The sequence below is a fragment of the Endozoicomonas sp. G2_1 genome (assembly GCF_017744155.1).
Taxonomy (GTDB): domain Bacteria; phylum Pseudomonadota; class Gammaproteobacteria; order Enterobacterales; family Alteromonadaceae; genus JAGHQT01.
Map to the genome: position 1 here is coordinate 62409 of NZ_JAGHQT010000004.1, position 13449 is coordinate 75857.

General features: G+C 43.8%; 7 protein-coding genes. 6 read left to right on the top strand and 1 reads right to left on the bottom strand.

The window, feature by feature from the left end; all coding sequences use genetic code 11:
- Nucleotides 1-25 precede the first annotated feature (25 nt).
- From J7384_RS07040 to J7384_RS07065, 6 genes are all read left to right on the top strand, one after another.
- Nucleotides 26-208 carry a YnbE family lipoprotein gene (locus J7384_RS07040; RefSeq protein WP_209112469.1) on the top strand — a complete coding sequence of 61 codons (183 nt, stop codon included), beginning with the start codon at nt 26-28 and terminating at the stop codon, nt 206-208.
- A gap of 21 nt (nt 209-229) precedes the next feature.
- Nucleotides 230-577, top strand: a complete 348-nt coding sequence (locus J7384_RS07045; protein ID WP_247741675.1) for a YdbL family protein — start codon at nt 230-232, stop codon at nt 575-577.
- A gap of 480 nt (nt 578-1057) precedes the next feature.
- Nucleotides 1058-8224, top strand: a complete 7167-nt coding sequence (locus tag J7384_RS07050; protein ID WP_209112471.1) for a LamG-like jellyroll fold domain-containing protein — start codon at nt 1058-1060, stop codon at nt 8222-8224.
- A 316-nt stretch (nt 8225-8540) separates the two neighbouring features.
- Nucleotides 8541-9272, top strand: coding sequence for a PEP-CTERM sorting domain-containing protein (locus J7384_RS07055; RefSeq protein WP_209112473.1), 732 nt, complete (start codon nt 8541-8543; stop codon nt 9270-9272).
- Between the two features lie 72 nt (nt 9273-9344).
- Nucleotides 9345-10004: a PEP-CTERM sorting domain-containing protein gene (locus tag J7384_RS07060; RefSeq protein WP_209112475.1), complete on the top strand. Its 660-nt coding sequence runs from the start codon at nt 9345-9347 to the stop codon at nt 10002-10004.
- Between the two features lie 197 nt (nt 10005-10201).
- On the top strand, nt 10202-11890 hold the full coding sequence (locus J7384_RS07065; RefSeq protein WP_209112477.1) for a sulfatase-like hydrolase/transferase: 1689 nt from the start codon (nt 10202-10204) through the stop codon (nt 11888-11890).
- 94 nt (nt 11891-11984) lie between these two features.
- On the opposite strand, the gene J7384_RS07070 is transcribed toward J7384_RS07065, so the two are convergent.
- The gene (locus J7384_RS07070; RefSeq protein ID WP_209112479.1) at nt 11985-13391 is read right to left on the bottom strand and encodes a YHYH protein; all 1407 of its coding nucleotides are present in this window, start codon (nt 13389-13391) and stop codon (nt 11985-11987) included.
- Between the last annotated feature and the right edge of the window lie 58 nt (nt 13392-13449).

A 13449-nucleotide genomic window follows, 5' to 3' on the forward strand; every position in this document is an offset into this window, starting at 1 on the left:
GATTATGTAATACAAAGGAAACGTTATGAAAAAAGTAATAATAGCAATGAGTTGTTTACTGCTATTTGCCGGCTGCTCTCACAAAATTGAAGTAGCAGCTAAAGAGCCTATTACCATCAATTTAAACTTGAAGATTGATCATGAAATTCGAGTGAAAGTTGATAAAGAGCTCGACGACATATTTAGCGAAGACAGCGATATTTTTTAACATTTAGGGTGAAAGGAACAAATGATGTTAAGTCTAATGAAAAAGTTATCAGTACAAGTATCAGCAATTATTACCGTGTTTCTGCTAGCGTTACCGGCCTATGCCGTATCGTTGCAAGATGCTAAGCAGAAAGGTTTGGTCGGTGAACAAACTAACGGTTATTTAGGTGCAGTGGTTAAACGCGCGGACGTTAGCACTTTAGTCGCTGATGTTAATGGCAAGCGCAAGCAAGCGTATGCAAGGTTAGCAAAAAAGAACAAACTCACTTTAGAGCAGGTTGCCAAACTGGCTGGTGAAAAAGCGATTAAAAAGACCCGCTCAGGTCACTTTATTCAAGATGGCAGTGGTAATTGGGTCAAGAAAAAATAATTTATCGACCAACTTGTTTAAGTCATAAATGGCTTATCTTGCCGAGTAAAAAAGCCAGCATTGCTGGCTTTTTCAATTAAATCAAACGCTTGTTTGAATTATCCGGCTACTCTATTTATGCTCAAACATCGTAAACTTATTTGATATCTATCCGTTTTTTATTCTTTCATTTAACCTCGTTTTCGATGTTAAAGCGTCTTGGCACAGTGCTCTGCTAACTTGAGTGACAAGGTAAAGTAGGCGTTATCAAGCCAAAACAAATTTTGATTCGCTGCCGCTCAATTATTCAATAAAATAAAGATTTTCCTTCCCTCAAAAACATAATTTATTGCTCGCTTTTACTATTTTAATAGTTTTATTTCCATATAAGTCAATGAAATAAAATAGTTTTTGTTTGCTTTTTGCGTCCTCACATTTGACTCACAATTGGTTGTTAGTATAACTCCGCAGGATGTATTACCGATGTGTGGAGAGTAAAATATGAACAAGAAAACTATCTTGAGCAGTATGATACTGGCCTCTGGTCTTGTACCGTATGTTGCGCTGGCGGAATCCTCCGTACCAGCACAAGTTTTCAACGTAGACGAAAACTCAAAAGTCAACACGACCATTGGCACCATTAGTTTCCTTGATGGTGTATCAGATAAAACCGTGCGTTTAGAAGTAGGTACCACTGAGATTAAAAACTGGGTAACAAACGGTGAATCGTTTGAGCCTACCACGTTTAGATCTAGTTTTAGCCAAGCGCCTATTGTCTTTGGTCAAATCCAGTCGAATAGTGATTATGCGGTTGACTATGAAGTCAGTACCTATTCGTATTCTGGTGTCACTAGCAAAAACCATAGCAACTTGTTAATGCGTTATCGCATCAACAATGTTAGCGCAACAGGTTTTGACGCGGTGCTTGAGTCTGAACTAGACAAAAAGGGCACCAGTGTTATTCAAAGCTTTCTCAGCACAGGCGAAGGTGAAACTTTAGGTTGGATCGCCTTTGCTGAACCGATTTCTGGGCTGTGGAATGACAAGCCGGTTGAGGTTTCAAGTACCGGCACATCGGTCACACATCAACCATACGGCCATGGCTTTAGAGCGCCAATCACTGACACTCCGAGCATTTTAACTTCTTTATCGTCGTACAATGGTAGTTCACAAAGTGGTGTCGCGATTGATGAGCTATCAGAGAAAAAAGTAAAAGTTCATATTGATAACCTTGATGATGACGCTCATACCGCCGAAAACGTCAACATCTTTGCATTGCAAGGGTCAGGTTTATTGTTTACTGAGAGTATGGCAGTTGTCGGTGAAACCGGGGTTATCACTGTCGCTGACGGTGGTAAAGATACGCCATTCTCTATTACTTTTTCAAAATCCTATAACAATCCGGTTGTGTTCGTTCAGGCAGTTGGTATCGACAAAACCGTCTATGATGCCGCGGTGCGTTTAAACTTTGTTGCCCCTATGATGCTTCAAGGTTATCTGCATTCAGATAACGAAAGCGTGGTGCCAAACCGATTTGGCGAATTTGAACTTCATTACCAAGTTTTTGAAGCTGGTCGTTGGGATATCCCACTTGAGCATTACCGTTATGAAATTGTTGCGGGTAACGATGCCGGTGTCTTTGCTATTGATGCGCAAAAAGGCGACATTAAAGTCGCAGACCAAACCCAATTAGACTTTGAACTTGGCAACAATCAATACGCGTTAACCGTTCGCGTGACCGATGGTGCAGGCAATCAGTACGATATGCCAGTAACCATTAACGTCAACGACATTAACGACTCACTAAACAACAACGCACAGTCGATTGACGGCTTAGCCGCAGACGATTGGGCTGGTTGGGCAGTTGCCCAAGCAGGTGATGTTAACGGAGACGGTTTTGACGATATCATTGTCGGTGCGCCTAAAGCTGATGTTTTCAATAATGACGGATCTTATAATCTGCAAGATAATGGTGCAGCTTATGTTTTATTCAGCGATGCAAGCGGCACTTTCCCAACTTTAGATATGGTCAGAAGTGGTACCCGAGGTTTCGGTATCATGGGGGCAGCATCTGGCGATAACGCAGGTTTTGCCGTTGCTGGTGGTGTTGATATTAACGGTGACGGTCTATCAGATGTCGTGGTTGGCGCACCATATGCTGGCACCAATGGTAAAAACTCAGGTTCAACCTATGTTGTATTTGGTAAAGCTGGCACTAACTATGTTCCATTGTCTGATATGAATGCTGGCGGGAGCGATTACGGTTTTGCTATCCACGGCGCCTACACTGACGATTTAGCTGGTGGCTCATTAGTGGTGGGTGATGTTAACGGTGACGGCCTTGGCGATATTGTTATCGGTGAAACCGTCACGCGTTTCTTAGCTGGCACCGGGACATTTTTGTTAAGAGATCTACTAGAAGACGCATCTCCAGATCCAAACCTTGCCTATGTGGTTTACGGTAAAACCAATACTGATATGGTGCAGTTAGCCAATGTCGCCACCGACTACAACGAACAAGGTTTTGCGGTTACTCGCCCAAACAGAAAACTATTCAGCGATTGGAACTACGGTGCGCAAGTTTTACCAACCGGTGATTTTAACAGCGATGGTTTAATTGACTTTATCGTTAGCCAAGGCTTATATGTTGATCTCTCTGGCACTAGCTATGTTGTTCACGGTCGCATTGGTGGTGAACAGGTTAAATACAACAATATTAAGTCAAATGGCAATGGTATTAAGGTCATCCCAGAAAGCAGCGGCAATTATGGTTTTGATTTTGGCAAAGCAACATTAAACGCATTGCCATCGTTCACGACTTCTCATGTCGGTGACGTAAACGCCGATGGCGTTGACGATATCGCCTTATTACTGACTGATACAGGTTGTTGTTCGGCAATTGATCATCCTCGCGCCTATATCTTGTTTGGCGGTGTCGATGTTGCCGATGAAATTAACTTAGCCGACATTGCCGATGGCAACGGCGGTTTTGTTATCCACAACGATGCTTCAAATATCGATCACAGTGATTTGCAAGTTATCTTAGGTTCAATCGGCGGTGCCGGTGACTTAAACGGTGACGGCTTTGATGACATCATCATTGGCGACCCGTTTGCCGAAGACAATAAAGGCCGGGTTTATGCTGTTTATGGCCGTGAAGGTACAGATCCCGTTTACCTAAGCGAAATCATTGAAACCAGCCAAGGTTTTTATTCTGAAGGTAATGGCGGCGAGCAGTTAGGCCAGTTTATTGCCAGTGCTGGTGACATCAACGGCGACGGTATTAAAGATATTCAATTTGGTACGCCTTCTTCAAATAAAAACAACCAAAATAACACAGGTGCCGTTTACGTATTAAACGGCGACGGTAACTTAGTGACCCTTTGGGGTACAGCTGGAGACGATACCATTACCGGCACAGCGGCGGCCGATAACATTGCCACTGGTACCGGTAACGATACCATTCGCACCAATGGTGGCACTGACGCGGTTTATGCGGGCCCTGGTCAAGACACCATTTACATTTCTGATAATACTTTCACTCGTATCGACGGTGGCGGTAATACCGATACTTTAATCTTTGACGGTTCTGGTATTAACCTAAACCTCGCTGCGGCAGCTTCTCGAGTGCGCAATGTTGAAGTATTTGATATTCGCGGTTCTGGAGCCAACTCAATTACCCTTAACAAGAGTGTCAGTGGAAATTCAAACTTACGTATTTTAGGTGACGATGATGACTATATTGGCGCCGCCAACAACCAGTGGCTTGATTCAGGTACCACTCAAGTTATCGACAACGTAACTTACAGTGTGTTTACCGCAGGTTCTGCCACTATGCTAGTGCAAAGTGGTGTCACCATTACCGTTAACAACGCGCCAACCATTGAAGATCAAGTATTCTCGGTCAGTGAATCGGCAGACAGTGGCACCGCAATTGGCACGATCACAGCCGATGCTAACGATGTTGGCGACTTTGTTACCTTCCAAATTTTAAGTGGTAACACTGACGGTGATTTAGTATTAGACCCGCAAACCGGCGTCTTGACTATTAACCCTGAAATTTCTCGCTTAGACTTTGAAAATACCGCTAGTTACTCACTAGAAGTGATTGTTTACGACCAATACAACACCACTGATGTCGCACAAATTACGGTTGACGTGTTAGACATGGACGCCATGACCATCAGCTTAGCAGGTGATGTAAGTGGTGAAGGCAGCTACTGGGGTGAAAATACGGTACTTGAGTTACTGGGGATGAGTTCACCTGATTGGGCGTCAACTGAAACTAAACACACTTGGAATGTGCCAGAAGAAAATCTACCGGATGATCCTGCGATTATCAGAATTGAATCACACGGTAAAATCCACTACGTCGGTGGACTTGATTTATTTGGTGGTTGGGTTGAAGCCGACATTCCTCTTGCGATGGATTTGCGATTCCCAGATGAAATTGCAGCAGGTCAGCCGGTTAATTTAACGGCTCAGTTTACCGTTGGCGAAAACGCAAACTTCAAGGCATCTTCTCCTGGCGTACAAGTATCAGCTGAGTTAATTTTTGAAGATTATTTAATCAAATATGAATCAGCGCTGTTTGAAAAATTAAACGGTCAAACCAAAATTGATTACGCTTCTTATGAAAAAGTCGTGGGTTCAGAATCCTTGGGTGTTTATGGTGACAACTGTGCCAATGCATTGAACCGTGCTGATTGTTACAAGTTGGACGATGGTGTAGAAGTTTACGATTTAGTTCGTGAATTATCTGATGAGAAAATCACTTCATTAATTGATAATAACTTTTACGAGTTATCAGTGGTCACGGCTGAACAGCACGCTAGAGGTGTAAGTGACAACATTACTCATGGTACCAGCACAGTTGATGGCGTTGAAATTATTGATGCTGTTTACGCTCATAAAGGCGCTGTTGATGGTATTGAAATCATCAGTACTGATGTTTCAGACCCAACCGCGACGACAATTTCGTTTATTCCAGCGAACATGTCGAATGAAAAGATCTCAACAGTTATCAAAAATTTAACCCGGGACTCGTTAGCTGAGTTACCAACCAATGCTAGAAAGGCGATTGAAAGGGCGATTAACTTAGACGTGGACAAGTTGCGTTTCTTAGCTGGTCACGACTTAACTGACTGGGTTTCTGAAGAGATCTACTGGGGTAAAAACTGGACTAAGTGGCATGCACAAGCAGGCATGGAGTCAATGGAAGGAACATCTGAGCAATGCATTGAAGGTTATTTTGCACCCGCTGGTGAAGATTTATATCGTCGTTACAAATACAGTACGCTTGATACCTTCTTAAGTGCAGCGCTTGATCTGCATCAAGACTTTGAGTTGAACGTCGAGTCAACCGCGATCTTAGTGTTAGAAGATGGCACCGAGATTTATTTTGACCCAGAACAAGACATTACCTTTACACCTGAACTTGCCCATGACGTTAACAACGACGGCATGATTGACGCGACCTTAACCGTAAATGCTGCCTCGAATTTTGTTAACAAGAGTAAGATGAATGCATTCTTTAGACTGCCATTTAAATTGCTTGAGTTTGAATACAACGTGCAAGAAGCCGTTTGTACGGCAAGCAATATCTACACTATGGGTAACCAAGGTTTGATGTTTGAAAAAGGTTCTTATGGACCATTATTAGACAGCATGAAAGAGATCAAGTTTGACACCACAGACTTTGGCGGACCAACGGAAATAACTATCGCGCAAAACTCGTTTACGACAGCGTTATCATTTGATTTATGTAGTAACAGTGCCGCCTGTGGTGAACCAGTATTGTCGTATGGTAACAATGCTCCCGTTGCATCTAATGTCACGGTAGCTGGCGAGTTTATTGGTAAATCTACAGTCTCTGCGTCATACACTTATACTGACCACGAAGGCGATATTGAAGAATCAACCCGTTACCAGTGGTATCGTTCTGCGACAGGTAGCAATGACGATGCTCAGGTCATTGATGGTGAGTCCTACCAATCACACACTTTATCTATTGAAGATATTGATAACTATGTTGCTTTCTGTGTGACACCTCACGACGGCAGCGATTTCGGTAGTCCTGAGTGCAGCCAATGGACATTTGTTGAAAGCCCATTCAGCCAAGATTTGTCTATTATGAGTGGTTTTGGTCAAGCTATTCGTTTGAATGGTACCGATCAGAATATGCTACAGTCGTTCAGTTCACGGTTCGATCCGAGCAACTCATTTACTATCGAAGCGTGGGTCAAAGTCAATAGCCTTAAAACAGATGAAAACGCTAATGTCTTAGTGTTTAGAAATGCTGATGGCTCAAGTAAAGCAGCAATTAGACTATTCCCTAGTGGTGGTCTACGCATTAAAGCGACAGATACAACGTTTAAAACAGATGAAACCATTACCTTAGGTAAGTGGCAGCACTACGCAGTAAGTTACGACAGCGTGACGGGGCAACTTTCATTTTATTTAGACGGCGAGTTGCTAATCTCTGAAACTGATACGGTGACAGCTGGCGACCTGACTTTTGTTTGGGCATCGAGCAACGACGGCACTAATAAAATGTTAGATGCGAACATTGACGAAATTCGCGTGTGGGATTATGCAAAATCGCAAGAGGCTATTGTTGGTAATCGAGCACTAGGCGCATCGTTAAGCGATTCAAATTTAGTCTCTTACTATAACTTTGACAATATGGTTGACGGTGAAGTAGAAGATTTAACAGGCGAAAGCACAATGACCTTAGTCAATGCGCCAGAGCTTGAAAAGCATAACGCTTATTTGACCTTTGATGGTAATACTGATTATGTAAACATTCCTGATGCTAGCGATGGTTCAATTGATTTTGCTGGTGAGAATTTTACCATTCAAGCTTGGATCTATTTAGCACCGGGTTCTAACGGTAGCAAACGTATGATTGCGGCTAAAAAGATTGGTAGTGCAGCAGGCTATAAAGGCTGGACTTTCAGCATTAACGGCTCTAACAGATTGGAGTATCAACACGATGCCGCCAATGATGGTAAGAAAACGTTCAGTGCAGGTACGTTCAAGACGGGTCGTTGGTATCATGTTGCGGTTGTTGCTAATTGGGGCAACAAAGTTAGGCTGTATGTCAATGGCGCTGAAGTTGGTTCAGGTAGCGGTTTAGGTAACAAACGCAATTTGAGCAACCATGTACCTATGCGTATCGGTGCTTACAGTGTCGACCAGTATGCTGGCTCAACTTATTTTGGAGGATATATAGATGATGTTGCGGTATGGACACGTGCATTGAGCGAAGATGAACTTAACGCTTGTAAAGACGAGATGGTACTGGGCTGTGAACAAGATCTATTGTTGTATTACGACTTCGAACAAGAAACTCGTAAAAACAAGGCGATGGATAAACACCATGGCTCCATCTATGGCGCAGCAACGGTAGATAACGGTATTAACTTATCGTTTACCGCAGGCCATAACGAAACCTTTGTCGGGGCGTTGCCTGCGGGTGACGGCATTGAGTTTACTGTGACGAGTATGCCTAGCCACGGTGATTTAGTGTTTAGCCCATACACCGGTGAGTTCACATACACACCAGATGGTGATACAGCAGTAATGTCTGATTCATTCACTTACATTGTCTACACCGCAGACGATGGTCATAGCGTTGAACAGGTCGTTACCATTAACCGACAGTAGTCGTTACTATTCAATAGTAAAAATTAGTCCTTGTATTAAGGCCAGTCAGTTACGCTGACTGGCCTTCTTATTTTCGTGCAAACATTCAGCATCATTTAGTTTGAAAAATAAGCGATATGGGGACTAATGTCGTCTAAAGTGTCACGAAAATTTACAAGTCAAGCCTGAAATAAGGAGAAATTGTGAAGTCGCTTCCAACCGCACGATTTTTGAAAATTGATTAGATAAACTACAACAAAAGGTCAAATAAACGCTTAAGCCAAAAGCATCATTTGATTGTTTAGTTTTATATGTTTACTTTGTGAGGAAGTTTGAGATGTCTCTGAAAAAGTTATTGTTTACCTTGTTATTACTGCCCAGTTTAGGCGCTAATGCCACATTAATTAGTAATATTGATAACTTTAACAATCGCACGTTTCTTAGTGGCTTAGGTCACGACGGTTATGTCGTTAACGGTCCTCTGGATCCGGCTCCTGGCCTGCAGTTTGTTGATGCAACTGAAACTTATGGCCAAACCTTTACTGTTGGTAATGACTCAATATTGGACAGTTTTAGCTTTTTCTTAGCTAATAATCAAAATGACGTTTTTATTGATTTTGCTGTTTATCTAATGGCTTGGGACGGTGATAAGGCTGAGGGGCCTGTGCTATTTGAATCGTCGCCGCTTTCAACCGCGAACGTTGCTGGCGCACGACAATTTGATTTGTTTTCTGTAATGACTAACTCGTTAGCGCTTGAAACTGGCCGTGAATATGTTGCTTTTTTAAGTACGTCGGCGTTCTTTGATCCTAATGTCAGTGAAGATACTGCTCCAAGAAGTGTATCGGTCGGTGGTGTCAATGGCAATTCTTACACGGAAGGTCGTGCTGTCTTTATTAATAACGATGGTGATTTCGCTTCGTTAACCTCACAAACCTGGAATGGGTTTAGTAATGATTTTGCCTTTTCACTTGAATTCAGTCCCACGGAAGTACCTGAGCCTTCTGCACTTGCCTTGTTTGGCCTAGCACTAGCGGGTATGGCCATTCGCCGCAGAAAAACCAAATAAACCTCCCTTTTATTAGTGCACTCCTGTTGGCGCACTAATGTTTTGCGTTTCGATAGAAACGGAGTATTCACTATGCGTATGATAAAAACCTTATTACTTGCATTCACAACATTCACTTTAAATGCGTATGCTGGGCTAATAGTAAACACTTCTGAATTCATTGATGATACTAACTTAACTCACTTCAATGGCTTTGAGTTGAGTACAAAGCAATTTAGAAACGGTAAGAATTTTTATGTTGAAGATGGCATTCAAGTGCGCCAAATTTTAGGTGATGGCGGTAAAGACATAAATTTGGGGTTAATTAGCCTTGAAGGTAATCGGACATGGGCACCTAATGGTGGCGACAACGGTTATACAGAAATTAGCTTAGCAAACGGTGCTGGATTTATTGATCTGGAGTTTCTTTTTGTAGCGCCTAATCTCAACAATCAAGTACTGTTTTACAACTTGTTCAACGACGGTGAAATGGTCTTGGCAGGGACACTGGATATTGGTAAGCGTGAGAGCGGAGTTTTAGGCTTTGAGGGTGGTGGCTTTGACCAAGTGTTGCTGCGCTCAGGTGGTAGAAACGCAACATTTTTTGACGGTTCCGTTAATGCACTAACCATTGACAGTATTCAAGTTGCGGGTATTGAGCCAGTAACAACATCCGTACCAGAGCCTTCAGCATTTGTGTTGTTTGTGTTGGCATTAGCGGGTATCTCGATACGACGCCGAAAGCTGACGTAGCACTTTTTTAGTGGCAAATAAGGATAAATTGTGGAGATTAAGTCAGTAGCGCGACTTGAGCTTAAGAACTGAGTAAAGTGCAAATACTTATCAGTGATAAAGTGTTGCTTTGCGTTAACCCTATGTTAGCCAGTGACGAAGCACTTTAAGCATTGATCTCGAGTAATTGTCATCGGTAAATGGTTAAGAGGGGCGTTATGACAAATTCAAACAAGTACTCATCTAAAAGTGATTATCGTCAGGCGATGATTGCACTTGTATCGTCGACATTGTTACTGCTAACAGCATGCGGTGGTGGCGGTAATACAACAAGTTCAGTAGCACCAGCACCGTCAGTCCAACCGATAAATACACCCATCAACAGTGCACCAACAGGCACGGTTAGCATTACCGGGCAGGCTGTGGTTGGCCAAACACTTGGCTTGGAGCAAAATTTAGCAGATGCCAACGGCTTGGGCGCTTTTTCGTACCAGTGGCGACGTTTAGTCAATAACAGCCATCAAATGATTTTTGGCGCAACCAATGCCACTTATCAGGTTACCAGCGATGATGTTGGTGTGAGCTTATCGGTGCAAATCAGTTATACCGATAGCGATAATTTTTCTGAAGCGGTCAGCAGTGGTGAAAGTGCAGTTGTTGTTGCAGCGCAGCCAAATAATGGCTCTGCGGGTAAGCCTAATATTTTGCTGATTATTGCTGATGATCAGGGCGTTGATGCCTCAGCACAATACAGTTTTTCTAATGACTTACCGGTAACGCCTCATATTGATGCGTTAGCTGATCAGGGCATTGTTTTTGACAATGTTTGGGCAACGCCAGCTTGTACCACAACCCGTGGCACTATTATTACCGGACAACACGGCATAAACAGCGGTGTTGATTTTGTACCAGCCGTGCTAGACAGCAGCAAAAACACCTTACAACGACAAATCAAAAGTATTGATGCCGATTATCAAACCGCGGTCATTGGCAAGTGGCACTTAGGTGGTGCTAACCCAGATTTAAACCATCCTACCGACAGTGGAGTCGACTATTATGCCGGCACTATTACCGGAACCCTTGATGATTATTATCAATGGCAGTTGACTGAAATGGGACAAACCAGCCAGCGCAGTGATTATCACACTACGGGGATTACCGATATCGCGATAGATTGGCTAGCTGAGCAAAATAGCCAAGAAAACCCGTGGTTTTTATGGTTAGCTTATGTCGCCCCGCATTCACCGTTTCACTTACCGCCGGCAGGGTTACACACTCGCAGCCATTTAAGTGGTAGCGCCAGCGATATTCAAGCGAACAGACGAGAGTATTACCTTGCTGCGATTGAAGCTATGGATACCGAGATAGGGCGCTTGCTCAATTCATTACCTGAAAGTGAACGAGACAATACCTTGATTGTTTATATTGGTGATAACGGCACGCCAGCAGGCGTCATCGACACCCGCGTATTTACCGGCAGTCACAGTAAAAATTCATTGTATGAAGGTGGCGTAAGAGTGCCTATGGTGGCGTCTGGCTTTGGTGTTGAGCGCAGCGGCGAAAGAGAAGCTGCTTTGGTTAACAGTACCGATATTTACGCCACCATTAGCCAAATGGTTGGCGGTAGCAATAGCCAATTAAGCAATAGCTATAGTTTTCAGCACTTGTTATCGCAGCAAGGTCAGGCGCTGCGAGCATTTAATTATACTGAGTTTATTCGCGATGGCGCCACGGGTTGGACGGTGAGAAATGACGATTATAAATTGCTTGCTTTAGACGGTCAGCCGCAAGCATTATATCAAGTTAGCCAAGATATTAATGAAACTCAAGATTTAGTTGACGACACGAGCTTGTCTGGCGTTTTAGCTGAGTTGAACGCAGAAGGAAGACGTATTCGCAATCAGTGATCTTGATCGCATGTTAACGGTTAGCTGAATAGCTTTTAGTGACTGAATAACCACTGTTAAATAGGCGGCCTAGGCCGCCTATTTCGTTTGATGATTAATGACTATGTTCAGCACCACCGTGACTATGGCTTCGGCGCGCTTGTTCAACTTTGTTTGAAAATGAACTGTCGATACTGCCTTTAAAACATCCTACTGCCCACGGGAATTGATCAGTAATGTAATAGCCGTATTGGCCGTCTACGGTCATACCGTTGCATTCGTCGAGATCGCCTGAATTAGCAACATATTCATAGTCGCCGCGAAATTGACCGTCGTAATTGTTAGAGGCAACCACACCAACGCCGCCCACTGGTGTTGTATAGCCGGTAACATCTTGGCGAGGACCGCCATTGTTTCTCAGAGCATAGCTCGACCTAGCTTTGCGAATATCGCCGGTTGTTGGGTCGGCGATACACGAACCGTAAATAGGAAAGCCGTCAGCAGCAAAGCCAATCACACCAGAAGGGCTGCTGCCACAGGTTGATTCAAACAAGGCGTTGGGGTTGCCGTGGTAGTGGTAGCGCCCGCCGGCTTGAGTGTGAGCGTTGTGGGTATCGGTGCCAAACGTGTTCAGCGGTGACATAGGGTCGTAACGCCATGGGTTATCAATTTGGTTGTTACCACACCCTATTTTTTCTCGCCCCAGTGGATCACTGCCAACGGCGTAGCAAGCCGCTGCCAATATGTCGATGGTTACGCCGTTGAGCAAGACACCTTCGGTGGTTGGTAAACTCAGGTTAGTGACCGATGCAGCAAAGCTTGGCGACTTTGGAAATTGATAGTCGAGCACTTGAGTAGCAACATCATTGGCAAAAGCGGCAGAGTTGTCGTTAAAGTCGTGATTGGGAATTTCATTTGATGCCACTAAACACTTGGTGGCATTGCTAGTGACGCTGATATCGCCGGAAAAATCGACGGCGCGTTTAATGTCAGTCACATTTGAAACATAACTGCCGAGGTAATCTTCACAATTACCAGAGCGATTAGTGAAAATTCTATCGGTGATATCGTTACTGGTTGTTACGGCGGCTGCTGTAACGGTGATCGTTGCTGCCGGTGAATTTGCAGTGCCGTCGTTAACCACTAACGAAACCGTATAATTACCGGCAACATCTGGTGTAAAAGAGGCTGAATCTGCTTGTGCGGTTAATCCCGCTTGGCTACCACCGGGCTGAGTGGTTAACGCCCACTGGTAAGTGAGCGAGTCACCATCGGCATCTGATGATTGGGCACCTGAAAGCGTCACTTGTTGACCAACATTAACCGATTGATTAGTACCAGCATTGGCAACAGGCGCCGTATTAGGGGCTGGCGTAGGTGTTGGTGCAGGAGCTGGCGACGGCGTTGGCGCAGGTGCAGGTGTTGTCGTGCTGCTATCGGTATTGCTCGATGTCTCACTACCACCGCCACATGCGGTAAGTAAGCACAATGATAGTGCAGATAAGGTGAATAACTTTTTCATCAATATTTCTCCGTTTTATCTTCTCGATTTTTTACTCGTCAAAATATGTAATCACATT

Bases quoted from the DNA above. Each gene is read 5' to 3' on its own strand.
- J7384_RS07060 (WP_209112475.1), top strand. From the start codon at position 9,345: ATGCGTATGATAAAAACCTTATTACTTGCATTCACAACATTCACTTTA.
- J7384_RS07055 (WP_209112473.1), top strand. From the start codon at position 8,541: ATGTCTCTGAAAAAGTTATTGTTTACCTTGTTATTACTGCCCAGTTTA.
- J7384_RS07045 (WP_247741675.1), top strand. From the start codon at position 230: ATGATGTTAAGTCTAATGAAAAAGTTATCAGTACAAGTATCAGCAATT.
- J7384_RS07065 (WP_209112477.1), top strand. From the start codon at position 10,202: ATGACAAATTCAAACAAGTACTCATCTAAAAGTGATTATCGTCAGGCG.
- J7384_RS07050 (WP_209112471.1), top strand. From the start codon at position 1,058: ATGAACAAGAAAACTATCTTGAGCAGTATGATACTGGCCTCTGGTCTT.
- J7384_RS07040 (WP_209112469.1), top strand. From the start codon at position 26: ATGAAAAAAGTAATAATAGCAATGAGTTGTTTACTGCTATTTGCCGGC.
- J7384_RS07070 (WP_209112479.1), bottom strand. From the start codon at position 13,391: ATGAAAAAGTTATTCACCTTATCTGCACTATCATTGTGCTTACTTACC.